The sequence below is a fragment of the Flavobacterium sp. LC2016-12 genome, from assembly GCF_015351595.1.
In the GTDB taxonomy this organism is placed as follows: Bacteria; Bacteroidota; Bacteroidia; order Flavobacteriales; family Flavobacteriaceae; genus Flavobacterium.
In genome coordinates this window covers 222,693-247,225 of sequence record NZ_JADKPT010000005.1, presented here as the reverse complement: position 1 = coordinate 247,225, position 24,533 = coordinate 222,693, and the positions used below count along the sequence as shown (strand labels likewise).

At 33.4% G+C, this 24,533-nt stretch carries 18 protein-coding genes; 8 read left to right on the top strand and 10 right to left on the bottom strand.

Going from position 1 to position 24,533, the window contains the following annotated elements; genetic code table 11:
* Positions 1-45: 45 nt before the first annotated feature.
* The gene (locus tag IRZ99_RS10885; protein ID WP_194657285.1) at positions 46-6,402 is read right to left on the bottom strand and encodes an alpha-2-macroglobulin; all 6,357 of its coding nucleotides are present in this window, start codon (positions 6,400-6,402) and stop codon (positions 46-48) included.
* Positions 6,403-6,535: 133 nt separating this feature from the next.
* Between IRZ99_RS10885 and IRZ99_RS10880 the strand changes: the two genes are divergently transcribed.
* Both IRZ99_RS10880 and murC read left to right on the top strand, forming a co-directional pair.
* A complete protein-coding gene (locus tag IRZ99_RS10880) occupies positions 6,536-7,222 on the top strand; it encodes a lipopolysaccharide assembly protein LapB (RefSeq protein WP_194657284.1) in 687 nt (228 codons plus the stop codon).
* 24 nt (positions 7,223-7,246) lie between these two features.
* Positions 7,247-8,602: a UDP-N-acetylmuramate--L-alanine ligase gene (murC, locus tag IRZ99_RS10875; RefSeq protein ID WP_194657283.1), complete on the top strand. Its 1,356-nt coding sequence runs from the start codon at positions 7,247-7,249 to the stop codon at positions 8,600-8,602.
* Positions 8,603-8,700: 98 nt separating this feature from the next.
* On the opposite strand, the gene IRZ99_RS10870 is transcribed toward murC, so the two are convergent.
* Positions 8,701-9,327, bottom strand: coding sequence for a DUF1287 domain-containing protein (locus IRZ99_RS10870; protein ID WP_194657282.1), 627 nt, complete (start codon positions 9,325-9,327; stop codon positions 8,701-8,703).
* A 117-nt stretch (positions 9,328-9,444) separates the two neighbouring features.
* Between IRZ99_RS10870 and IRZ99_RS10865 the strand changes: the two genes are divergently transcribed.
* Genes IRZ99_RS10865 through IRZ99_RS10850 form a run of 4 tightly spaced genes read left to right on the top strand, consistent with a single transcriptional unit; the run spans position 9,445 to position 12,069 of the window.
* Positions 9,445-9,906 carry a GNAT family N-acetyltransferase gene (locus tag IRZ99_RS10865; protein ID WP_194657281.1) on the top strand — a complete coding sequence of 154 codons (462 nt, stop codon included), beginning with the start codon at positions 9,445-9,447 and terminating at the stop codon, positions 9,904-9,906.
* 10 nt (positions 9,907-9,916) lie between these two features.
* Positions 9,917-10,606 (top strand): DNA repair protein RadC, encoded by a 690-nt coding sequence (radC, locus tag IRZ99_RS10860; RefSeq protein WP_194657280.1) that lies wholly within the window; start codon positions 9,917-9,919, stop codon positions 10,604-10,606.
* Positions 10,607-10,609: 3 nt separating this feature from the next.
* Positions 10,610-11,296, top strand: coding sequence for a YjjG family noncanonical pyrimidine nucleotidase (locus IRZ99_RS10855; RefSeq protein ID WP_194657279.1), 687 nt, complete (start codon positions 10,610-10,612; stop codon positions 11,294-11,296).
* Between the two features lie 2 nt (positions 11,297-11,298).
* Positions 11,299-12,069 (top strand): hypothetical protein, encoded by a 771-nt coding sequence (locus IRZ99_RS10850; RefSeq protein WP_194657278.1) that lies wholly within the window; start codon positions 11,299-11,301, stop codon positions 12,067-12,069.
* A 12-nt stretch (positions 12,070-12,081) separates the two neighbouring features.
* On the opposite strand, the gene IRZ99_RS10845 is transcribed toward IRZ99_RS10850, so the two are convergent.
* On the bottom strand, positions 12,082-13,359 hold the full coding sequence (locus IRZ99_RS10845; protein ID WP_194657277.1) for a replication-associated recombination protein A: 1,278 nt from the start codon (positions 13,357-13,359) through the stop codon (positions 12,082-12,084).
* Positions 13,360-13,516: 157 nt separating this feature from the next.
* Here IRZ99_RS10845 and IRZ99_RS10840 point away from each other — a divergent pair, with 157 nt between their 5' ends.
* Together IRZ99_RS10840 and IRZ99_RS10835 are read left to right on the top strand one after the other, a co-directional pair.
* Positions 13,517-14,281, top strand: a complete 765-nt coding sequence (locus IRZ99_RS10840; RefSeq protein WP_194657276.1) for a rhomboid family intramembrane serine protease — start codon at positions 13,517-13,519, stop codon at positions 14,279-14,281.
* Between the two features lie 70 nt (positions 14,282-14,351).
* A complete protein-coding gene (locus tag IRZ99_RS10835) occupies positions 14,352-14,861 on the top strand; it encodes a hypothetical protein (RefSeq protein ID WP_194657275.1) in 510 nt (169 codons plus the stop codon).
* A 2-nt stretch (positions 14,862-14,863) separates the two neighbouring features.
* On the opposite strand, the gene IRZ99_RS10830 is transcribed toward IRZ99_RS10835, so the two are convergent.
* The 7 genes from IRZ99_RS10830 to IRZ99_RS10800 form a co-directional block, all read right to left on the bottom strand.
* The gene (locus IRZ99_RS10830; RefSeq protein ID WP_194657274.1) at positions 14,864-15,667 is read right to left on the bottom strand and encodes a DUF2490 domain-containing protein; all 804 of its coding nucleotides are present in this window, start codon (positions 15,665-15,667) and stop codon (positions 14,864-14,866) included.
* 49 nt (positions 15,668-15,716) lie between these two features.
* The gene (gene rlmB / locus IRZ99_RS10825) at positions 15,717-16,451 is read right to left on the bottom strand and encodes a 23S rRNA (guanosine(2251)-2'-O)-methyltransferase RlmB (RefSeq protein WP_194657273.1); all 735 of its coding nucleotides are present in this window, start codon (positions 16,449-16,451) and stop codon (positions 15,717-15,719) included.
* 86 nt (positions 16,452-16,537) lie between these two features.
* Entirely contained in the window at positions 16,538-17,071 is a 534-nt protein-coding gene (locus IRZ99_RS10820) for a lipid-binding protein (protein ID WP_194657272.1), read from the bottom strand.
* 10 nt (positions 17,072-17,081) lie between these two features.
* Positions 17,082-17,834 carry an immunoglobulin-like domain-containing protein gene (locus tag IRZ99_RS10815; RefSeq protein WP_194657271.1) on the bottom strand — a complete coding sequence of 251 codons (753 nt, stop codon included), beginning with the start codon at positions 17,832-17,834 and terminating at the stop codon, positions 17,082-17,084.
* An 11-nt stretch (positions 17,835-17,845) separates the two neighbouring features.
* Positions 17,846-19,294 carry a SusD/RagB family nutrient-binding outer membrane lipoprotein gene (locus IRZ99_RS10810; protein WP_194657270.1) on the bottom strand — a complete coding sequence of 483 codons (1,449 nt, stop codon included), beginning with the start codon at positions 19,292-19,294 and terminating at the stop codon, positions 17,846-17,848.
* Between the two features lie 16 nt (positions 19,295-19,310).
* Complete coding sequence (locus tag IRZ99_RS10805) at positions 19,311-22,496, bottom strand: SusC/RagA family TonB-linked outer membrane protein (protein ID WP_194657269.1); 3,186 nt, start codon at positions 22,494-22,496, stop codon at positions 19,311-19,313.
* Between the two features lie 567 nt (positions 22,497-23,063).
* A complete protein-coding gene (locus IRZ99_RS10800) occupies positions 23,064-24,524 on the bottom strand; it encodes a SusD/RagB family nutrient-binding outer membrane lipoprotein (protein WP_194657268.1) in 1,461 nt (486 codons plus the stop codon).
* Between the last annotated feature and the right edge of the window lie 9 nt (positions 24,525-24,533).

Here is a 24,533-nt window from a genome sequence, read left to right as displayed (position 1 = left end):
TTTTGGAATTTGGAATTTCTTTATTGAAATTTAAGATTAAAGTTGTTATTGAACTTTTACTCGAATCCCCTTTGTATGACTAGAAAATTCCGGAGCATACATACTTTCAATTGTGGTAATTCCGTTGGAAAATTCGCCACTGTTATTTACCCTAATATCATATTCTAATACGTAAGTTCCTTTATTGATTCGGTCAAAAAAGAAATGCGTTGCAGCATCTTTCGTACTCATATAATAACCCAATTGATCTTTGTATTGATACTCTGAAAGTACATTTACAGGTTCAAAACAAGAAGCTCTCATATCTTTTAAATGAACATATTCTGTGTCTTCTTTCGAAGTAATAATTAATCGAACGGTAACCAGATCACCAGTTTTTAAAGGGTTTTTAGAGGTGATTCTTTCTAGTTGATCCCCTTTCATAGTATTCTTTTTTAGATATAACTCTTTCGAAACCGATAAAACAGCTCCTGAATTAGTTTTGATTTTATCTAAATCTTCAAAATATTGCCAGTAAACGCCACCAAAACCAGGCACTTTTGATTTGTTCTGAATATTTATGGAAGCCATTTCTTTTTTAACTTCATCAGCCTTCCAGTTCATTTTGATGTATCCAGTTTCGGCTTCTTTTTCGTTTTCAGATATTTTTTTGGTCAGGATTTTTTGGTCTCCAATTTTAATAATGGTATTATCTTTTACCGAAAGCCAATCATTTCCTTGCATTAATAAAGCATAAATGGCTTCGGTAGTTGATTTTGTGGTTGGCCAGTTTTTGGTTTGCTTGTTTTTTAATAACCAGACCTTCATGGCATCTACTGATTTGGTATCGCGATTCACTTCGGCGAAAGCCTCAATCAATAAAGCCTGAGTTTCAATTGGAGCCTGATACCAATACCATCCTGCTTTATTGGCAATCCAGTACATTCCCCAATCTTCATTGTTGGAAGAAGTTTCTTTTAAACTTTCAATGATTTTTTTAGCCGAATCACTTTCTCCAAAACGATTTAAAGCTAATGCAGCCAAGCCTTTTTCGTAAATAGAATAATTTAGCCAATCTTTTTTAGCTGTCTCCAAATACAATTTAGTTGCCTTTTTTAAAGTATCTGAAAGCGGATATTTATCTAAATAAAAACTTCTCGTATATAAATAATGCAAATCAGAATAAGGATTGATCCATATAAGTTTATCAGTTGTTTTTAAATTTTTCGTCTGACCTTTATAATATTCCAGGAATTTATTATCCAGGAACGGAATTCCGGTTTTGGCAATTGCATCAATTTTTGTGTTAGTATTTTCTGTTTTATTCAGTTTGGATAGATGACCCAGGCCAGCCAAAATATGTCGGGTAATGTATTCGCTTTCGTTGCCCCCGTTAAACCATGCAAATCCTCCGGATGGATTTTGTTTTTGTTTTAATTTATCAAAAGTAGCTTCTTGTGAGGTTTTCATTTTCTCCAAATCAAACAACAGGGCTAGATTCTTTTTCTTTTCATTCTCGCTTTGGGCATCATTTAGCCAAGGCGTTTCAGCCAAAATAATCGATTTTAATTCTTCGTTTTCTTCTAATTTCGAATTTAGTTTTCCATTTTTCCTCCAATCTTCAAAAACAGTTGCAATCTTCGGATTACTAGAAATAATTTCGGACGCCAAAGCATTCGAATAAAAACGGGCAAAAGTCTGTTCAGCGCACTCATGTTCGTATTCCATTAAATAAGGCAAAGACTGAATCGCAATCCATGTTGGATTCGAAGTATATTCCAATGTAAATTGATGGTTTCTTAAAGTAGAAGAGGTATTGTTTTTTAAATTTTCAAACGTATATTCTTTCGTAGAATTCTCACGAACCCAAATAGGAATACTTTCTGTAACCAGCATTTTGTTCGTTAAAACAGGAAGTATGTTTTCTTCCCCATCGGAGAAATTTCCGGATTTGGCGAGAATTTTATATTGAACCCCCTGTAAACCTTCCGGAATTGAAATGGTCCAACTCGCCGTTGTATTTCCAAAAGCACCAACATTGAAATTTCGAACATTTTTTGCGTTCAGCATTTTGGCATCAATCGGCTGCATGGTTGTGGCATCAAAGAATTGTAAAATGGCGATTCCGGTTTTGGCTTTATCAGTAACATTCGAAATCTTAGCCGAGATAACAATAGTATCTTTTTCTCTAAAGAAACGTGGGAAATTCGGTAAAACCATTAATTCTTTTTGCGTTACAACGCTTTTTTCTAAGTAACCCGAAACAGCATCTTTATTGTGTGCCAATAAACGAAGTTTCCAAGCCGTTAAAGCTTCTGGGGAAGTAAAGTTGAAGCTTACTTTTCCGTTGGCGTCTGTTTTTAAATTAGGTAAAAAGAAAGCAGTTTCAGACAGATTTTTCCTCGCTTTTACTTGCGTTAAAGCTTCTAATGCTTTTTTGGTTGTGATGATTATTGCGCCGTTTTTTGCTTTGCTTCCATAAAGGGCTGTTGCTGCCGCATCTTTTAAAACATCCATTGAAAGAATGTCTGCGGGATTTAAATTATTAGCCTCATTTTTAGAAGCAATTTCTCCATCAATTATATACAAAAGATCAGCAGAAATTGTTACACTGCCTTTTATTTTTAAAGAAGATTTTTCTGAAAGGCGACTATACATTAAGGCTTTTTGTGTTTTCAACGCTGCAGCTGGCATAGTTTTGTAAAGTGATGAATTTTCTTCGATTACGATAGCATTAGCACCAGCACCAACAGCTTCATCAACAGTTAAAACAGCATCAGGATCTCCTTTAATAGTTTCGCTGCCTACTTTTTTATCTTTAAGTTCGGTTATCGTGATGCCAAGTGAATCACCGTATCGGCTATTATTGAAGTCAAAACCAAACCAGTTTAATCGTGTTTCATCATTTTTTAATTCAGTTAGAGGAATAAATTCATTTAGATTTTCCAGAGAGGAAGATGTTCGTTCAAAACCTAAACCAGATTTAAAATTAGGAGAATTGTAATGGTAATTGTATATACTTAAGCTATTATTCCAGTCCTTTTTTGTAAACTGGTCTAAAGAGCTGTCGTACATAGAGGCTAATACTTCTGCTTCGGTTTTTGCATTGATTGATTTTAGTTTAAACGACCAGGTTTCCTTACTTCCGGGTTCGATTTTATTTCTAAAACTTTCTACAAGTAATTCAAGTTTAGATTCTGGTGTTTTTAGTGCAACGTCTATTTGGTTATTAAAAATTTCGTTGTCGAAAATGCTTTGAAAACTTATGCCAACAGATTTTTCGAATTCTTTTTTTAGCGGAACTTTGATTGTTACTTCATGGTTTTGCAAATGATACGTATTTTCAAAATAGGTTTGATTACCATAATTTCCGTTGGTAGTGATATAAAGATCAGGAATGACAGAAGAAAGTTTAACTGCTACAAAACCATCTTTTTTTGGATCCGTATTAATTTGCTCTGCTGTAAATAATTTACTTGGATTAAATTTATCTTTGCTTTGTTTGATTTCGAAAGTGGATACAGATTCTATAGGATTATTGAAGGTGTCTTTTGCTGAAAATACAATTTTATAAATTCCGGATTTATAATTTGAAATAAAATCCAAGACTATTTTTTTGTCTTTTTCGGTGTCTACTTTTTTAGAAAACAATAAAACTTCGTTTGCTTTATCTGTTTTAATTTCTACCATTTCATAAGGAAACAATCTTTCAAAATCTGATGCTGAGATATTCTCGATTTCTGGTTTTTGCCACAAGTTTTCTTTAAATTTATAAGAAAACGGACTAACGAAATACAATTTAATTTCGCCTTTGGCTGCTAAAAATTCTCCGTTTAAATTGGTACTTGTAAGCGTGATTTCGTTTTTGTTTTTAGTTTCAATACTACCCGGAATACTGGCATTGATGACCAAATCATGATAACCCACTTTTACAGTGGTTTCTGAGGTATGTGTTTCGCCATTAATATCAGTGACATCGGCAACTACACTGTAGCTAAAAACAGGCAATTGTTCTTTGATTGCATTTTTTGAAGGTTCAGCAATAAATTCAATTACAAATTTACCAGAAGCATCTGTTTTGGTTTCGCCCGTTGCTATAATTTCGTTTTGTTCGTACCCCCAATAATCACTATAATTCCTCACATAACGTGTAAATCGAGTTACTTTGTAAGTTACTTTTGCATCAGAAATGTTGCTTCCGGCAAATGCTTTTGCAGTTCCGTTTACTTTAATCGATTGATTGACCTGAAAACTTTCTTTTTTAGGATCAAAATCTACTTTAAATTTTGGACGTTTGTATTCTTCGACCCTAAAATAAGTTTGAGAGTTTTCAAGTCTTACGGTTTTCCAAAATGATGCATTTGGTTTGTTTTTAAACGAAATATCTCCTTTTTTATAATTATCAGGTTGCGTTGCATAAATATTAAAATTACCTGTAAGTCCGCTTTTAGGCAAAGTGAATTCTCCTGAAAAAGAACCAAATTCATTGGTAATAACTTCAAGTTCTTTAAACGTTTGATAATTAGTGTCTCTTACGAAAATTTTAAAAGTGGTATTGGCAACAATACTAGTTTTGTTTTTTTGTTTTTTAATGGCAATTCCTTTATAGTAAACCGTTTGTCCCGGACGATAAATTGCCCTGTCCAGATAAAACTCAACTTTTCCTGTTAAAGAATTGTTTTCTGTTTGATTGTATTGCTGCGTATATCTAAGATAATTTTTCTCGGGTAAAATAGTGTCGTTTGCCAATGAAAATTCTAAATGCTCATTGTAATCGTAGTTATTTGCTCCAATATAAGAAGCTAGTCCGTTTGAATCTGTTTTAAGAATATAACGCTTAGATTTTATGGTTACATTTTCAAGAGGTTTTCCTGTTTTTCTGTCCAGCACCTGAAAATTTTCTTTGTTGATTTCCTGGGAGGCCAGAATACTTAAATTTGAAACGGTAATGGTTTGATAAGAAAATGGTTTCTCTTTTTTTGAATCAGAATCACTTTCAAAATAAACTAAATACGTTCCTGTTTCCAGTTGTGGTAAAACAACTTCTGTCGTATATTCAAAATAATCCTTTTTATTTTGAAGCTGATAGTCTTTAGAAGCTATTTTAATTTGATTTTTTGTAATGGCTGCAGCTAAACTATCTTCTTCATAATATGAATCTAAAAATTTCCTGAGTTTTTTTTGATCAATTTTGTAGAATGATATTCTTAAATGCTCAAGATTTTTATAAGTGATAAAAGCTCTGGTATTCTCCTTATTATAAATGAACTTTTGAAGCCTTGCAGTTAATGATTTAGAAATAACATATTGTTTTTGCTCCAAAGCAGTCTGAGCTGCACTGGTTTCATTATTCAATTTTATTATCTCGTCGTATATTTTTATCGCTTCGATATTATAATCAGGATGTAATTCTTTCGACGCCTGACTAAGCAGAATTTCTGCTTTTTTTAATAGAATTTTCTGAGTAAGAATGGGATCATTCGAACGTTGTTGAAATTCATTTAAAAATGTTTTCAAATCTTCATTGGGCTGTGGCATAAATTCACTACAAAAAATAATGCGGTCAAATTGGTTTTCTAATGATGGATTGCCAGATTCGAGCTTTTTATATAGAGAAAGTACTTTTTTGAAATTTTCTTCTTTTATAAAATTGAGCTCAAGCGCTAAAAAGGCTTCTGAATTTCCTAAAAGTTCATTTTTATAAGCTGGAATTTGGCTGTTATCAATTTTCCATCGCTCAATTTTTTCAGTAAAAAACGCGATATTTTCTTTTAGTAAATAATCATATAAGTTTTCATTTTTTATCTTTTCTAAAGTCAAAAAACTAAAAATAGCCTGATACTTTTTTAAAGATGTTTTTTTAAGGATTGATTCATTTTCCAGTGTTTTTTCATAAAGTGCTATTACTTCTTTTTCAGATGTAAAATCAATGCTTGCTTTATCATCTTCCTGCATATCAACAACTGCTGTGGTGTCTATGGCTACCGCTATAGTATCTACCGTAAAACTGGCAGAATCTATCATTGCAGCCGCTTCATCTACTACCGCCGCAGCACTATCTACAACTGCATAAGCTTCGTCATAATTAGAGTACCTATTTAAACATTTTGCATAAATTAAATTCAAAATTGCTTTTGATGGTATCGAAACCCGGCTAATATCTGTTTTAAGATGATCTAAAATTTTAGTTTTTGCGTTTTCGTCAACTACCTGCAAATATTTCGATTGATAAAAAAAACATTTTATCATTTGTACTTCGTCTTTTGCTGAAACTGCTTTTTTGTAAATTTTGTCAACGATTTCATTTGCTGATTTTATTTTACCTTCATTTTCATAAGCGACAACTTTAGCCCAGTTTTTGTCATTTTTTTGAGCAAATAAAGCAGTAGTAAACAATAAGAAAACAAATAGTATATTTTTCATAAGTCGGTTTTTAGTATATAGAGTGCGGTTTTGTCTAAAAGGTTGGGAAAACTATTAAAAATAAATTTCGTACAAATTACTAATTTATCTCTAAAACCAAATAATGCATTTTATATTTCGCTATTTTTGAAATATGAAAAAGCTCCTACTTCTTTTTTTGCTAGCACCAATTTTAATTTGGTCACAATCGAATTTTGAGAAAGGCGAAAAGTTATTTCATGCCAAAAAATATGATGAGGCTCAGGTTATTTTGGAAGGAGTTTTAAAAACAAAGCCTTCAGATATAAAAACGCTGGAATATTTGGGAGATATAGCGGCGCATCACAAAGAATGGATAAAAGGAGCAGATTATTATAAAAAACTGAAAGAGCTAAAACCAACAGAAGCAGATTATTTTTATAAATATGGAGGCTGTCTGGCCATGAGAGCGATGGAAGTGAATAAATTGAAAGCTTTAGGAATGGTGGGAGACATGAAAGAAGCATTTGAAAAAGCAATAATTCTGAATCCAAAACACATTCCAGCCAGATGGGCTTTGATTGAAATTTATCTACAATTACCTGGTTTTTTAGGAGGAAGTGAATCACGAGCATTGGAATATTCGAATGAATTAATGCAAATTTCATCAGTAGATGGTTATTTGTCAAGAGGAAGAATAGATGAATATTTTAAACGTTATACGTCGGCAGAAAAAAATTATTTGAAGGCAAATGAAATTGGCAAATCAAAAGTCACTTTTCAAAAATTATATAATTTATATTTGAACAAATTAAAAGACCCTAAAAAAGCTCAGGAATTGAAACGAAAATTTGAGGCTTAAAGGCAATTAAAAATTGGAATTTAAATGAAAACACATTTCATCGCAATAGGCGGGAGCGCTATGCACAACTTGGCATTAGCATTACATAACAAAGGATATCAGGTTACAGGAAGTGATGACGCTATTTTTGAACCTTCAAAATCAAGATTAGATAAAAAGGGTATTTTGCCAGCCGAATTAGGTTGGTTTCCTGAGAAAATTACTGCTGATATTGACGCTATTATTCTTGGAATGCACGCCAAAGCAGATAATCCGGAATTATTAAAAGCACAGGAATTAGGATTAAAAATTTATTCCTATCCTGAATTTTTATACGAGCAATCTAAAAATAAAACACGTGTTGTAATTGGTGGTTCACACGGAAAAACAACAATTACTTCAATGATTTTGCACGTAATGCATTATCATAATATTGAAGTTGATTATATGGTGGGTGCACAATTGGAAGGTTTTGACACGATGGTGCATCTTACTGAAGAAAATGATTTTATGGTTTTGGAAGGTGATGAGTACCTATCTTCTCCGATCGACAGACGGCCGAAATTTCATTTGTATCAGCCGAATATTGCTTTAATTTCTGGTATTGCGTGGGATCATATTAATGTCTTCCCGACGTATGAAAATTATGTAGAGCAATTTGAAATTTTTATTCAAAAAATTACTAACGGAGGTATTTTAGTTTATAACGAAAATGATCCTGAGGTGAAGCGTGTTGCTGAGGCGGCGACAAATCCGATTCGTAAATTATCGTATCATACACCTGAATATACCGTAAGTGATGGCGTGACGTTATTAAAAACTCCGGAAGGCGATATGCCAATTGAGGTTTTTGGAGCGCACAATTTAAATAATTTGGCTGGAGCAAAATGGATTTGTCAAAATATGGGTGTTGACGAAGCTGATTTTTATGAAGCAATTGCCAGTTTTAAAGGAGCTTCCAAACGATTGGAAAAAATCGCTGAAGGAAAAGGTAAAGTAGCTTATAAAGATTTTGCACATTCACCAAGTAAAGTGGCAGCGACAACCAAAGCTGTAAAAGAGCAATATCCAAACAGAACTTTAGTGGCTTGTTTAGAATTACACACTTATAGCAGTTTGAATGCTGAATTCTTGAAAGAATATGAAGGTGCATTAGAATATGCTGATGTTGCTGTAGTTTTCTATTCTCCAGACGCTGTAAAAATTAAGCAGTTAGAAGAAGTAACTTATGAGCAAATTGCTAACTCTTTTAACAGAGAAGATTTGATTATTTATACAAATCCTGCCGAATTCAAAGAATATTTATTCAATTTAAATCTTGAAAATTCTGCACTTTTATTGATGAGTTCAGGAAATTACGGTGGTTTGAATTTTGATGAAGTAAAAGGTTTGATAAATTAGAAAATTAGTCAATTAGAAAATTAGATAATGTGTCAATTACGAAACTGTAGTTGGCACATTTTTTTTAAAATTATCTAATTGACTAATTATCTAATTTTCTAATTTGTGAAGCTATAATGCCCGACGATTTTATATTCAAATAAACAATCTTCCAAAACTTGTCCTCCACCAACATTATGCACGATTAAATTTCGTTGCCCATCTTTTGATTTTTTACTAGTTACGATCCCGATGTGAGGTAGTTTATCATTAATCATCCAGGTAACCATTTCTCCTGTTTTATAATCTTTTCCATTTTGGGTTACTGGTAGTTTTGTTCCTTTTCTTTTGAAAAACACTTCTAAATTTGGAACCCTTCTGTGATCAATATTAGTATCTGTTTTTGTCATGCCCCATTTTTCTAAGTTTGGATATTGAGAAAAATTTTCAATCATATCTTCATGTACTTCTTTCTGTAAATCAATACCTAATTTTCGATAAGAACGTATGATTACATCGGTACAAACCCCTTTGTTTTTTGGAATATCACCATTTGGATATTTAATTGAAAAGTAAGCCGGATCATAATCTATGGAAGGATCAATAATAGAAATTGCTGCATCTGATAATTGCTGTCCAAAAGTTTGTACTACTTCCAAATTGTTGTCAGCATGAAGGATATTTTTTTCTTTCTGATTACAAGACAAAAGCAAAATACAAGTTGTTAATAGATATATTGATTTCATTCTTCTTAAAATTATGTTTAGAAGTAGTTATTTTGTTTTAAAATTAATCATTTTAGGTTGTTTTTTATGAATGATTTTTCTTATTTTTCATATATTAGCCATTTAAGATTATACTAAATGAGTCCAATTACTAAAGTTGTTAAGACAACAAGCGAGAACCCTGATTTTATTGATTTAATAAAAACTTTTGATGCGTTTTTATGGGGACGCTATCCGGAATTAAAAAACGATTATTGGGGAAATAATTTAATAGAATTTAATCCTAATGTTTTTATTATTTATTTGAATGAAAAAGCAGTTGCCTGTGGTTGTTTTAAAAAGTACAATGTAAATACAGTCGAATTAAAACGCATGTTCGTTTCGCCAGAAGCCCGAGGTTTAGGTTTGGCTCAGAAGATAATAAAAGAATTAGAAGAGGAAGCAAGAGCTCAGGGTTTTGAAACGATGGTTTTAGAAACATTATACAAACAAATCGAAGCAATTAGTCTTTATCAAAAAGTAGGTTTTGAAATTGTTGAAAATTACGAACCTTATGTAGGTATGACAAATAGTGTTTGTATGAGTAAATCCATCATTTAATTTTTTGAAGATGGATACTACTCATTTTCCTATTACAAATTGGTCTGAAGACGATCGCCCTCGTGAAAAATTAATGCTGAAAGGCAAAAGTGTTTTAAGTGACGCCGAATTAATTGCGATTTTGATTGGCTCGGGAAGTCGAAAAGAATCTGCGGTTGATTTAAGTAAGCGGATTTTGGCTAGTGCTGATAATCTAAATGTCTTAGGGAAAATGTCTATTTCGCAATTAATGAATTTTAAAGGAATAGGAGAGGCTAAAGCTATTACCATTATCGCGGCATTAGAACTAGGCCGAAGACGCAGAGCCGAGGATGTTGTTGAATTGATTAAAATTACATCAAGCAAAAGAGTCTTCGAAATTATGCAGCCTATTATTGGTGAACTACCTCATGAAGAATTTTGGGTACTTTTTCTGAATAATTCTAATAAGGTGATTTCTAAATCACAGTTAAGTAAAGGGGGTATTTCTGGGACAATTGTAGATGTTCGGTTGGTTTTTAAATTAGCACTTGAAAATGGAGCTACTGGTTTGATTTTGTGTCACAATCATCCTTCAGGAAATTTACAGCCAAGTGATGCTGATCGACAAATCACTAAAAAAATTAAACAGGCTGGTGATAGTTTAGATGTTAAAGTTTTAGATCATTTGATTATTACTGAAACAAAATATTATAGTTTTGTAGATGAAGGAATATTTTAGATTATGAATACCACAATTACAGACGTTTTTTTTGATTTAGATCACACGCTTTGGGATTTTGATAAAAATTCAGAAATGGCTTTTGACCGTATTTTCAAGAGTAAATTTCCGGAAATTAAAATCAAGGATTTTATTGAGAAATATGCTCCAATTAATCAAGCTTGCTGGAAGTTATATCAAAACGATCAAATTACACATGTCGAACTTCGCTATAATAGACTGAAATTTTCTTTTGATGCTTTAAATGTTGCGATCTCAGATGAAAATATCAATGAAATTGCAAACGATTATATAGAATTCTTAACGGACAATAATCATCTTTTTGATGGTGCAATTGAAGTTTTAGACTATTTAAAGCCAAAATATAAATTGCATATTATTACCAATGGTTTTGCAAATGTTCAGGAAAAAAAGATAAATAATGCTTTGCTTTCTGGTTATTTTAGCACAATAACAAATTCAGAATTAGCGGGCGTAAAAAAACCAAATAGTATTATCTTTGATTTTGCTGTTAATTCGGCTAAGGCTTCAAAGGAAAATAGTATTATGATCGGAGACTGCCTTGATGCAGATGTTAATGGAGCATTAAATGCGGGTTTGGATGCTATTTTTTTTAATGAAAAAAAAATTGAAGCCCCGGAAAATATTAAACAGATTAACCATTTATTAGAACTTAAAAAATATTTATAAAGATGAGAATTAAATTTTTGTTGATTGCACTTTTTTGCGCAGTTATAGGATTTGCACAATCTATTAATGATTATAAAGCTGTTATTGTACCTTTAAAATATGATTTTATGAAATCTGAAAATCAGTATAGAATGGCAACAATGACTAAGTCGAACCTAAGCAAAGCTGGCTTTAATGTTTTTTATTACAATGAACAGCTTCCTGTGGATTTGAATGATCGTTGTCAGCTTTTGTATATTGATGTAAAAAAGGATAATGCTTTTTTAGTAACTAAACTTTTTATTGAGTTTAAAGATTGTTATGGAAAAGTGGTTTACACTTCAGAAGTTGGGAAAAGCAAGGAGAAAGATTACGATATTGCTTATAGAGAAAGTCTAAATATGGCTTTTATGTCTGTGAACGCATTGCATTATAAATATAGTGGTAATACTGTTGCTACAACTTTAAAAACAAGTAATACAGCTGCTACTCTAAGTGCTCCTGCAGTTGCTACATCAACAGTTGCCGCAACAAATTTGGTGGTTGTAGCTCCATCTCCAGATCTTAAAGATCCTAATTTGCTATATGCTCAGCCTACTGAATCTGGATATCAATTGATTGATAAAACACCAAAAGTGGTAATGAAATTGCTTAAAACTTCTCAAACAAATGTATTTATTGCTATCAAAGATAATGTTCAGGGTTCTTTAATTTTGAAAGAAGATGGTCAATGGTATTTTGAATCGTATCAAAATGACAAATTAGTTTCAGAAAAAATCGTAGTTAAATTCTAATATAATTCGAGTTTAATATCCATATTTATTTTTCCAACGGTTCTTTAAAAATTCGCGGTTACTATTCTCTCTAGAATTGTGTCCCGGATTGTAAAGAACCGTTTCTTTTATAGCATCCGGCAAAAATTCCTGTTCAGCAAAATTATTGGCATAGTCGTGCGAATATTTATATTCATCTCCGTACCCTAATTCTTTCATAAGTTTAGTTGGAGCATTTCTTAAATGTATTGGTACAGGTAAATCTCCTGTTTGTTTAACTAACTGCTGCGCATTGCCGATTGCCATATAAGAGGCATTGCTTTTTGGAGAAGTAGCCAGGTAAATGGCGCATTGACTCAATATGATTCGACTTTCTGGATAACCAATAGTTGTTACCGCCTGAAAAGTATTATTTGCCATAATAAATGCAGTGGGATTTGCATTTCCAATATCTTCACTGGATAGTATAAGCATTCTGCGGGCAATAAATTTAACATCTTCGCCGCCTTCGATCATTCGGGCAAGCCAGTAAACAGCTCCGTTAGGATCACTTCCACGAATAGATTTTATAAAAGCCGAAACGATATCATAATGTTGTTCGCCACTTTTGTCATATAAAACCGTATTCTGCTGAACCAATTCAAAAACACGATCATTTGTAATAATGATTTCATCTCCAGCCGAAGCATTTATAACTAATTCAAATATATTTAGTAGTTTTCGTCCGTCTCCGCCTGAAAGTCTTAGTAAAGCTTCCGTTTCTTTTAGAATAATGTTTTTAGAAGCTAATTCGGTGTCAGTTTTCATCGCACGATGTAATAAGGCCTCCAGATCAGCTTTTGTAAACGCATTTAATATGTAAACCTGGCAGCGTGACAATAATGCGGGAATTACTTCAAAACTTGGATTTTCGGTTGTTGCCCCAATTAAGGTGATCCAGCCTTTTTCTACGGCTGCTAAAAGTGAGTCTTGTTGTGATTTGCTAAAGCGATGGATTTCATCAATAAACAAAATGGGGTTTTTTGCTGTAAACAATCCACCACTTTGTTTGGCTTTATCGATCACATCACGAATATCTTTTACGCCTGAATTTATGGCACTTAAAATGTAAAATGGACGCTTCGATTCTTGTGCAATTATTTGTGCCAATGTTGTTTTACCAGTTCCTGGAGGTCCCCAAAATATTAGAGATGGAATAATTCCTTTCGAAATTTGTTGCGTCAAAGATCCGTTTGGTCCTACCAAATGACTTTGACTTATATAATCGTCTAATTTCTGTGGGCGAATACGCTCTGCTAACGGTGCTTCCATTTTGTAAAATTACTATTTTCAATTTTAATTATAAATTTTTAAAAGTTAATTACTCGTGAAAGTAGGTGGATGCAAAAAATATTTAGCTGACAAATTATCAGTAAATTGCATTTGGATAGTTTTTTGATGTTCATCCATTTACTAATTCCTAAAAAACATGAACGATAACCAATTTAAATTTTCAAATGCTGTTTTTGGTTTGCCAATCTTTTTTGTCCTTTTTTTATGGATTGTATATTGGTTTCAGATACGATTTGACTTTGATTTTTATCAAAATGGAATTTATCCCAGGGATTTGTCTGGTCTACAAGGCATTTTGTTTAGTCCTTTCATTCATGAAAATTTAGGCCATTTGTACAACAACTCTATTCCCCTTTTGGTTTTGTTGGCCGCATTGCAATATTTTTATCCCAAGCAGACTATCCCGGTTATTTTATATGGGATTATATTTTCTGGTTTAATAACGTGGGTAATTGGTAGGGAAAACTATCATATTGGAGCGAGTGGTTTGATTTATGTTTTGGTGAGTTTTATTTTCTTTAAAGGAATTCAAACAGGTTATTATAGATTAGTTGCTCTTTCGTTATCCGTTATATTACTCTATGGAGGAATGATCTGGTATGTTTTTCCTGATGTGGATGCGACCATTTCCTGGGAAGGTCACTTAGCAGGTTTCATTACCGGATTTGTATTGACATTGTTTTATAAAACTCCCGAATACAAAAAGGCCATAGTTTATGATTGGCAAAAGCCCGATTTTAATCCGGAAGAGGATTCTTTTATGAAGCATTTTGATGAAAACGGGAATTTTGTGCCTGTTGAGAAACACGAAGAAGAGGCTGAGTTTATTTCGCTTTATTTTAGTTCGGATAAATTAGTTAATTACTCAGTAACAAAATCAGAATCAGTGGATAAAGGGTAGGAGGGGATATTAAGTTTAGTTTAAAAAGACTATTTTTGTTATAGATATTTTAATTTCATTTTTGCGCATTATGAAAAAGATAAGCTTTATTGTTGTTATACTTTTATTGGTCATTAGTTCAGATATGTCAGCTCAATGCGATGTTAAGAACAGATTGTTGGCCGATGGAACAATGGTCTATTATTTTGATCCTGCCGTTTTTTATACTACCAAGTCAAAATCGCTAAAGATTAATATAGTAACAGATAAAGAGCACTATTTTATTGCTTTGCAGCCTACACCATTTCCTGCTAAAAAAGAAGGAAAAAAAATAGACGATGATTTAATTGTTCATCTTGCTGATCAGAAGTCATACAAATTATCGCATTACGACACTCAGTATATGCGAAATGACTCCATCATGCAAGTATTATATTTAATGGATGATAAAGATGTTGATGCTTTTTCGAAGTTTGAAGCTGTAGTGGCTGAAATTAATATGAAAGGGACAGAATTTATTCGGGATTATAATTTTAAATTGCATAAAGATGCAATAATGGAGCAGTTGAATTGCTTTTTGAAAAAGGAAGAGGAGAAGTAACATTAATCATCATTTGATGCATCTTCGTTTTTATGTAATAGTTTTTTATTAAGGGTTTTAAAAAGATTGTTAAATGTAACCGTTAATGATGCTGCATTTACTACTTGATTTCCACTGTTTCTGGGAAGGAACTCGTTTACATATGTCAATTCAACCTGAATGTCATCTGTAAATAAATAACCACCACCAAGGCTTAATCTATTTCTATCAAAGAAACTTTCCCCGGTTACTTTTGTTCCGGATTTAAAATACAACTCATCCGATACAATTCCATAAACAACACCCGATCGCAGAACTTTGCTATTAATTGGTTTTATATATTTAATTTGCTGCCGATATCTAAGAACATTTTCATAATCATCATCTTCATTTTTCAGATGTCTTAACTCCATTCTCATTCTGGTGCTTAAAGTATACCCGGTTTTATGAAAATAGTAAATACCCTGTAGCGCATATCTCCACTCCGGCGATTCAAATTGACCAATTTCAGGAACATCTTTATTGTTGAAATAAGCTATAAAAGTAGAAAGCTTCCAACGTGGTGAAAGGTAATAATGTCCCCATCCGCGAAATGATCGTTGAATATTCTCCTGAAAAATATTTGAGGAAGATTCTGTACTGCTGTAGCTGGCGGCAACATCTAATTCTGCTGACCATTTAGCATTTATAGTTCTGTTAAATTGTATTTCATTCCAGAACTGTCCATAGTCTTTAGTTTGTGCGTGACTAAAACCCGTAATTATAAGTATTGCAAGTATGCAACAGTTCTTTTTGAATGATATGTTTTGAGTTGATTTTGAAGACATTAATTCATAGTTAGAATATTTATTTTGTCATCTTATTTCTCAAAGTGATTTAACTTCTTTGACGCACAGCTTCATATAAGAATGCTCCACAAGCTACCGAAACATTTAACGAACCAATTGTTCCAAACATAGGTAGTTTTGCTTTTTCATCGACAATTTTAAGTACAGATGGGTTGATTCCCCTGTCTTCAGATCCCATGATAATTGCTACAGGTTCATTTAAGGCTATGTCATAAATGTTTTGGTCCGTTTTTTCTGTAGCAGCAACAGTTTTTATCCCAGATCCTTGTAAATAGAATATGGCATCTTTAATATGTTCCACTTTGCAGATAGGAACATTAAATACGGCCCCGGCTGAAGTTTTTACAGTGTCACCATTTACAGGAGCAGAACCTGCTTTTTGGACAATAATTCCATTTACACCAGTACATTCTGCAGTTCTAATAATTGCTCCGAAGTTTCTGGCGTCAGAAATTTGATCCAGTATTAAAAATAATGGTTTAGATCCAGATGCAATAGTAGATTCTACCAAATGTTCCAGATCTATAAAACCAATAGGAGATATGGTTGCAACTGCTCCTTGGTGATTATTTGGTGTTAAACGATTTAATTTTTCAACAGGTACATATGAAAAGTTTATGTTGGCGCGTTTCATGACCTTCATTAAATCTTTCATTAATTCACCGGAAATTTCCTTTTGTATAAATACTTTGTCTACTTCTTTTCCTGCCTGTATTGCTTCAATAATGGCTCTAATTCCAAATATTTGATGTTCTTTTTCCATAGGGCAAATATAGGTATAATGTTTATATAAAAAAAAACCACCCCAAATGAATGGGATGGTTTAAATAAAATTCTTTATATAAGAAATTAGTGTTCGTCTTCAATGAAACCAGTTCTTTTATAACCTTTTATTTCATAAATGGTTCCTGGGTCATCTGAGAATTCAGCTTTAAAAGAGATGCCGTCAACAGTATGTCCTCCAGTTGATGTAGCTCCATTTTTAGTTACTTTACCTTCTGTGATGTTTACATTAACGTCATATGTTTCAATAACGTTAGGTGTTGAAGCAAGGTCGTGAACAATACTACTTGCTAAATCATTTCCTGCAAATGATAATGAACTAATAGTTACCGGTGACTTAACTTTAAAATCCCAAAGGTTACCATGGTCTTCAATCCACATATCTTTTCCGTCATTTGCTGCTGTATTATAAGTAGAAAGAAGCGAATAATCGACTACTACTACTCCATTAACAGACATTTGAACGAACCAGTCTCCTGACATAGCCTTAACAGATGTACCTCCAACCTCAGTATCTCCTACTTCGTCGCAAGATGCAACTGAAGTAAGTATAAATACTGCTGCAAGTATACGTGTTATATTTTGTTTTAATTTTTTCATTTTAATAATTTTAAAGTTGTACTTGAGTTAATGTTGAAACAAAACTGTAGTTAGTAGCCGGCGGAGCAAGCCAAGCAGTTGACAGTACAAGTGTCTTGGTAGCAGCATTAACATTTAAGTTAGTTATGTTAGCAACACCTCCAAAATATTGGTTTGATAATGGGTTACCTGGGTAAGTGAAGGTATTAGTAGGAATGTTACCAGTAATAGTTCCACCTTGAGTAGCAGAAGTAACACCGATTTTTCTTCCTATACTGTACCAACCACCAAAAGCATCTGATACTCCAAAAGTTCCGTTAGTATTTTTCCAGATATAGATGTATTTCTGATCTACTGAACTTCCTTGAGAAGCAGGTAATAATGTACCGTTTCTTCTTGTAGTAGAAAGATAAACACCTTCAATACTGTTTACTAAGTCACCAGTTTTATAAACTATAACTCTTCTTGTAGAAGTTGCTTTAAAACCATCTTTATTTGTTGCAGTATACGTTTCAGTATACTCGTCAGGTACATTAACATCTAAAGTCTTGGCACCTCTGAAATTTCCGTTAAAAGTTGCTACTGTAGGTATTACAGTTCCCCCCTCTGTTGCTACAACTCCTGGGTCTGTATAAGTTCCGCCCATTGGCACAAATATAGTGCTCTCACCATTAACTTCAATAAGAGGGTAGTTTGTAACTCTAGATACATTGTCTGTATCACTCGAGCATGATGTAAGTAGCAATCCGCTAAACACCATTAATTGTATAAATATTTTTTTCATCATTTCTTTTTTTAGTTAACGTCCCACCATACAGGTGCAGTAATTGCTTTAATAGCTGGTGCGTTTGGATTTCTTGTTTTTACAGTGTTTGGTAAAACAACTCTTTTAGGGAAAGCATTGTTTGTTACGTTTTCTACTGATATTGCAAATTGACCAGGAATATATGATTCACTAGTTTGTGCAACTGTAGAAACTTTAGGGTAACCAGTTCTGCTTTGCTCCAAGAAAGATTCGTATCCGTTTCCAGGGAAACTTGCAATCCATTTTTGAGTGATGATTGCTTCAATTTTTTGTGCAGCAGTTCCTGTTGCAGGGAATTCATAGTTACCACCAGCAGCTAAAAATGTATCAGCAGTACCACCAAATCTTGTGATATTTGCAGTAACTCCTGCGTCATATTTTGCTTTAGCACCTGCTCCAGCATAATATCTTGTAAGGGCTTCGGCTTGTAAAAAGTAGCTCTCTTCTTTGCTAATAAAGAATACTGGAGTTGTAGGGTTTAATGTAACTAATGAAAGATTAGTTGCAGTGTTTTCAAAATCTCCTTGATTATTTGGATTTCCAGCTCCGTAATATTTAGCTAAACGAGGATCTGCATTTGTTGACAAATAAGTGTACAATGTTTTACTTGCTCTAAGATTAAGAGTTGTATTCAATTGTCTTCTGTCAGTTTCGTACAATGGGTTACTTCTATCAGCAGCATCTTCAAATTGATTAAATGGAGCTCTAGTGTTCATTCCGGCATCAACATCCAAAAATTCAGCACCTGAATTGATTAATGCTGTAATTCCAGATTGAGCAAGACCAGGGTTAACTTCAGTTAATCTCAGGTGTAATTTCAATAATAATGTATTACCGAATTTTGTCCAGTTGTCCATATCTCCACCGAAGATAAAGTCATCAGCAGCTGGAGCAGTTCCTACAGAAGAACTTAAATCTTTTGCTAAAGCTGATTTTAAATCAGCAATCATTAAATCATAAGCTTCTTTACCTGTATTGAATTTAGGTTGTAGGATGTTAACATTGTTTGCTTCAGCATAAGGAATGTCTTCGTACAAGTCTGTCAATACTTGAGAACCTTCTACTTCAAGAACTGTAGCTATTAAATAATAATTCCAGTTTCCTTCTGCGGCAGCTTGTCTTTTTACAGTTCTAATGTCACCTAAAGCATCAAACATGGCAGTGTATCCTGCTTGGTAATCATTTGTTCCGATACTGTATGAATCAATATCTTTATATTGATTTGAGGTATTGTTTTGTGTCCAGAATTGTGACCAAAATCCACCAATTAGGGCGTAGTATGATCCTTGTGCACCTACAAGACCTGCAATACCTGCAGGCAAGATTGTGCTGTTAGCTTGTCCAGGAGGTAATGTATCCGGATCTCTATTAATGTCAAATGTTTCATCACATGACACTAATAAGAAAAGTGCTGCTAATATTGTTGTTATTTTTTTCATTTTTCTATGTATTATTTTAGAATGATAATTTTAAAACTCCACCAACTGATCTTTGTGATGGGTTAGCTGCAAATTCTCCAAAATCAGAGATTACACCTGTTCCGTAAGTTCCAGTTTCAGGATCTGTATATGGATTCTCTCCTGGAGTCCACATGAAAAGATTTCTTGCATAAATACCAAATGTGATTTTGTTTAATCCCATGTTTTTACTTAATGCAGAAGGGAAATCATAGTTAAAATTAATCTCTCTTAGTCTTACAAAGGTTTTGTCGATAACGTGAGTTCCTTCAATTCCAGGGTTGTTAGAAGTGTTATAGAAAGAAGTTACTTTGTCCCAAGCAATAGCTGTTGTGTTTTCTGTGTAAGTAACAGCTTTTGTTACTGGATCGATGTTTTCGTTAACTGAGTTTGGAACGATAAATGGTTGTCTGTCATTATAAACAGTTTCAATACCATTTCCTACGAAGTGTGAAAGTCTTTTAGTGTAAGAGTAGAATTCTCCTCCTTGTTTCCAGTCTAGTGAGAAACCTAGGTTGAAGTTTTTGTATTTGAAAGTGTTTTGTAATCCCATTACGAAATCACGTTGAGAGTCTCCAACTTTTTGGATATCATCACTTACTTCATACATACCTGTTGCAGAATTTACAATATATTGACCTGCAGCATTTGTTTTTGGAACTTGTGCGTAGAAAGTACCTATTGGTTCTCCTTTAGTAGCTCTGAAAGTAACTCCATATGCAGGTACTAAGTCAACGTAAGGAAGTCCTCCATTTAATTCTGTAACTTCATTCATGTTTTTAGTGAATGTGTAAGTTAAGTTCCAAGAGAAATCTTTGTTTTTAATTGGGCTAGCGGTAATAGAAAGCTCAATACCTTTGTTTACAATATCTCCAGCATTGATAAATTTACCTGTATAACCTGTTGAAGGGTCTAATGGAAGGTTAACGATCAAGTCAGAAGTTGTTTTGTGGTACAAAGCAATATCATAGCTGATTCTGTTTTTGAAGAAAGATCCCTCAGCTCCAATTTCGTATTCAACTGTAGATTCTGGTTTTAAATCTGGGTTTCCAAGTCTTCCAGAAGCTTCGTAGAAACTTACTCCTCCAAGTGGAGATGCTAGTTGACCGAAGTTAGCTGCAGCTGAACCAGCAACGTAAGAATCTTCAGTAACATAAGCCTGAGTGTCATTTGCAATTTTAGAAGCTGCACCTCTTAATTTTAAGAAAGTATTTCCGTTGTCGATTACAATAGCACCAAGAGATAATGCAGGGTAGAAATATGCATTGTTTCCAATTGGTAAAGTAGAAGTTACATCTTCTCTACCTGTAATGGTAGCGAAATATCTGTTTTTGAAAGCAAATTCAGCAGAACCGTAAACAGCACCTGTTCTTCTTAATGAGTTAGCTTGTGTGATTACTGGTCTTACTGCTGAGTTTGAAAGCTCATAATAACCTGGTATACCTAAATTTGTAATAGAGTTGAATAATTGATCAGTTTCTCTTTTGTTAAAGTTGAAACCACCTAAAAGGTTTAATGTCCAATCTTCACTTAAGTTAGTGTTGTAATTAAGGTTAAAGAACGTATCAACCTCACTATATTCAGATCTTCCTTCTGTAACTCCACCGACAACTGGATTAGCTCCTGCTTCGTCTTGAGCACTTCCTGGAAGGTAATTTACGATAGCTCCGTAACTTTTAAATCTTTCAGATCTAACGTTACCACCTACTTGCCATGTTGCTGTGATCTTATCTGTTAATTTATAACTTAAGTTTACGTTTCCAAAAATGTTGTGTCCGTAAATTTTTGTGCTGTTCTCATTGATTGAGAAGTATGGATTGGCAGCATAAGGGGTGAAATAGTAATCAGGAGAATTGAAAACATTTCCTTTGTAATCTCTTAAATCTACTACACTGATATCTCTAGGTATCTGTAATAAATCTTGTTGTAAAGTTGAACCTTGTCCAGCATCATCACCTTGTCCTGTATTAACAGCACTTTGGTTTTTGTAAACATAGTTTAAAGCTGTTCTTAATGTGAATTTGTTTGATTTTAATCCTCCATTAAATCCTAAAGATTGTTTTTTGTATAAATCAGCATCTGTTGGAACAACTCCATCACTGTTTACATTTGAAAATACTAAAGAGAAATCAGAAGTATCTCCACCACCACTTAAGCTAACAGATTGAGTAGCTAAAGATCCAGTATCGTAAAAATCTCTGATGTTGTCATTTAATCCTACATATGGTTTGATTTGTTGACTATTGTCATATACTGTTCCCCAAGGTCTAACTTCTCCATTAAATGCAGGTCCCCAAGAACCATTTTCATTACTGTAAGAGTTTGTTCCTGAATAACCAGCACCGTTCCATCCTTGTCCAAATTGGTTTTGTAAATGTGGTACTCTTGCAACTTCACTGAATTCTGTTGAAGCTAAAACGTCAACTTTAATTCCTGTGTTTGCTTTTCCTTTTTTAGTTGTAATGATGATAACCCCACCACCTGCTCTTGAACCATATAAAGCAGATGCTGCAGCTCCTTTAAGAACTGTCATGCTTTCGATGTTGTTCGGGTCAAGGTCACTGATACCGTTACCAGAATCGTAAGATCTTGTTGTAGAAGTAGATCCTGTTGTTGTGTTGTTGATTGGAGATCCATCAACTACATAAAGAGGTCCTGTAGCACCATTAATAGAGTTTAAACCACGAATGATAACTTTAGTCGCAGCTCCTGGTTGAGATGGAGCAGTAATGTCTACACCGGCAATTTTTCCAGAAAGTGTTTCAAATGGGTTTGTGTTAACTACTGCAGTAATTTGCTCTGATTTTAAAGTTGTAGTTGCATAACCAAGAGATTTTTTCTCTCTTTTAATACCAAAAGCTGTTACAACAACACCTTCTAGTTCTTGTGCGCCTGCATCAGCTAATTTTACATTAATAGTTGCAGATGTTGCTGCTACTTCTTGGGTTTTCATCCCGATGTAGCTAAATACCAAAACTTGGCTTGAAGATGCTTTGATAGAGAATTTACCATCAAAGTCTGATTGCGTTCCTGTTTTTGTTCCTTTAACTAATACACTAACGCCCGGTAAAGGCATTCCTGCATTGTCAGAAACTGTTCCAGAAACAGCTCTTTCTTGCGCGAAAGTAAGTTGCGCAACTAGTACTAATAATAGCACTAAGAATCCATTGAACTTTAGTTTCATTTTTAAATATTTTGAATTAGTTCGACAAAAATCTTAATAATTTGTTAATCTACCTAATATAAAAAGCTTTTTTTTTAGTTAAATTATGATTTTGGGGTAGTAAATTGTTGTTTTATCGATAAAAAACGCCTTAAAATTGCAAATCCGCAATTTTTAGTGTTAAATTTAATAATAATTAAAAATATTGATACGGCTGCAAATGTTAAATTTATTAGTGAAGGCTATTCAATTGTTTTTTTTATAACTTTTATCCTAGAAAAATCACCTTGGTTAAGAGTTGTATTTTGTTAAAATCGTCGAGATTCTGCAATAGACTATTTATTCTTCAGATAACATCGTTGTTACTAAAGATTAAATTTTAGAGATAAGACAAAAGTGATTCTTTAGATGTTAAGTTGAAAAAGTATGGGTTTTTGTTTTTTTGTAGCCACAAAATCTTGGTTTTTTTTGGCTCCGTACTTTTTTCTATGGTGCAAACTATGTTAAGGTATTGTTATGTATAGTAAAAAAAACAGTTGCATTTTTTTTTGCAACTGTTTAGGGTTTAGTTTTTCTTTTTTCTCTGGTTTAAAATTTATCCCAAAATAATTTGGTTTCCACAGCGTCTCCACCAATTGCTGTACTTGCGTTTGTATAGCTTGTTTTATTTAATGATTGTTCTATTATTGGATAAGTATAGCGTAATGGTACATCAGAAACTGCTTCAACAGGTGGGATTAAAACTGGAAAGTCTAATCTTCTGTACGATGACCATCCTTCAAAAGAGTTGTTGTACATCGCAATCCAGCTTTGAGTTCCAATTTTTTGTTTCCATGTTCCTGTTGCTGTTCCATAAGCGACCGCCGGGTTGGTTAAATATGTCGTTGCATCTTCCGTGGTTCCTCCCCAATCTAGTATTGATGCTGTAATGGCTTTGTTATAATGTGTTTCTGCATCTGCAGGGGTTCCATATAAAGATCTTTCAGCGGCCTCTGCTAATAGAAACTCTGTTTCGGCATAGTCTAAAATTGTTCCAGGAAAATCTGGCGCTAAAAGAGTTTTTGTTATATGAGTCTTCTGGTCAAATGAATTGCTTGCTCCATTTTCTCCGCCAATATATTCAATTTCCGGAGTCGTTGGGTCGTCCATATTATTGTCGAAATATTTGGCGCGTCTTGGGTCTTGTAGCGTATTCATGGCATTTACTAATGTATTCGCAGGAACAAAATCAGATCGGCCGCTCGCAACAAGGTCCACATATAATGGATTTGTGTTTGGCGTTGCAGTCAAGTACTTCAGATCTGCATTATCATTATTGGAAGAAAACACAAATGGAGCTGAACTAGCAACTGTGGCTTGTGCTAACGCACTTTCTGATGGAATGTCTGAAATAGTAATGCCCATTCTTAATTTTAAAGTGTTTCCAAATTTGATCCATTTCGATATATCTCCTCCATAAATTCTGTCATTGTCTCCAAAACTTTCTCCTCCAGTGTCAAGTTTTCCTAAAGCATTATTTAATCTGCTAATTAAATCTTTGTAAATAGTTAAACCATCATCATATTTAGGTGTTTTATAGTTGAGATTAAGCGCTTGTGAATAGGGAACATCGCCAAAGGTTTCTACTAATATGGCATATGTGTAAACAGTCATGACTTCAATAATGGCAAGTTTGTTTTGCTTGTCTAAAGGATTTTCTGTTAAACCTAATGGTGTGTTGGTGATATTTTTAGCACTTTGGTCTAAATCTTTTAAAACATCTTTGTATAGAAACTGCCAATGTTGTTCAGGAATTGTTCTGGTAACTAAGTCATAATTACTTTCGTCAGTGTAAACGGTTTCGGTCCAGTATTGATTGATTAATCTAATAACATTGTCGTTTACATTTGTGCTCATCATTTGATCTACCAAACTTTTTTGTGCGCTTGTAAATAAAGCTTCTCCAGGTACGTTTGATGGATCTTTTACGTTTACGTTTAAATTTTCTAAATCACCAGAGCAAGACGATAAAGTTATTGCTGTGAGTAGAATTGTAAATATTTTTTTCATGATTTCTTA

Coding starts and splice junctions, on each gene's coding strand:
- IRZ99_RS10885 (WP_194657285.1), bottom strand. CDS start 6,402: ATGAAAAATATACTATTTGTTTTCTTATTGTTTACTACTGCTTTATTT.
- IRZ99_RS10880 (WP_194657284.1), top strand. CDS start 6,536: ATGAAAAAGCTCCTACTTCTTTTTTTGCTAGCACCAATTTTAATTTGG.
- murC (WP_194657283.1), top strand. CDS start 7,247: ATGAAAACACATTTCATCGCAATAGGCGGGAGCGCTATGCACAACTTG.
- IRZ99_RS10870 (WP_194657282.1), bottom strand. CDS start 9,327: ATGAAATCAATATATCTATTAACAACTTGTATTTTGCTTTTGTCTTGT.
- IRZ99_RS10865 (WP_194657281.1), top strand. CDS start 9,445: ATGAGTCCAATTACTAAAGTTGTTAAGACAACAAGCGAGAACCCTGAT.
- radC (WP_194657280.1), top strand. CDS start 9,917: ATGGATACTACTCATTTTCCTATTACAAATTGGTCTGAAGACGATCGC.
- IRZ99_RS10855 (WP_194657279.1), top strand. CDS start 10,610: ATGAATACCACAATTACAGACGTTTTTTTTGATTTAGATCACACGCTT.
- IRZ99_RS10850 (WP_194657278.1), top strand. CDS start 11,299: ATGAGAATTAAATTTTTGTTGATTGCACTTTTTTGCGCAGTTATAGGA.
- IRZ99_RS10845 (WP_194657277.1), bottom strand. CDS start 13,359: ATGGAAGCACCGTTAGCAGAGCGTATTCGCCCACAGAAATTAGACGAT.
- IRZ99_RS10840 (WP_194657276.1), top strand. CDS start 13,517: ATGAACGATAACCAATTTAAATTTTCAAATGCTGTTTTTGGTTTGCCA.
- IRZ99_RS10835 (WP_194657275.1), top strand. CDS start 14,352: ATGAAAAAGATAAGCTTTATTGTTGTTATACTTTTATTGGTCATTAGT.
- IRZ99_RS10830 (WP_194657274.1), bottom strand. CDS start 15,667: ATGTCTTCAAAATCAACTCAAAACATATCATTCAAAAAGAACTGTTGC.
- rlmB (WP_194657273.1), bottom strand. CDS start 16,451: ATGGAAAAAGAACATCAAATATTTGGAATTAGAGCCATTATTGAAGCA.
- IRZ99_RS10820 (WP_194657272.1), bottom strand. CDS start 17,071: ATGAAAAAATTAAAACAAAATATAACACGTATACTTGCAGCAGTATTT.
- IRZ99_RS10815 (WP_194657271.1), bottom strand. CDS start 17,834: ATGAAAAAAATATTTATACAATTAATGGTGTTTAGCGGATTGCTACTT.
- IRZ99_RS10810 (WP_194657270.1), bottom strand. CDS start 19,294: ATGAAAAAAATAACAACAATATTAGCAGCACTTTTCTTATTAGTGTCA.
- IRZ99_RS10805 (WP_194657269.1), bottom strand. CDS start 22,496: ATGAAACTAAAGTTCAATGGATTCTTAGTGCTATTATTAGTACTAGTT.
- IRZ99_RS10800 (WP_194657268.1), bottom strand. CDS start 24,524: ATGAAAAAAATATTTACAATTCTACTCACAGCAATAACTTTATCGTCT.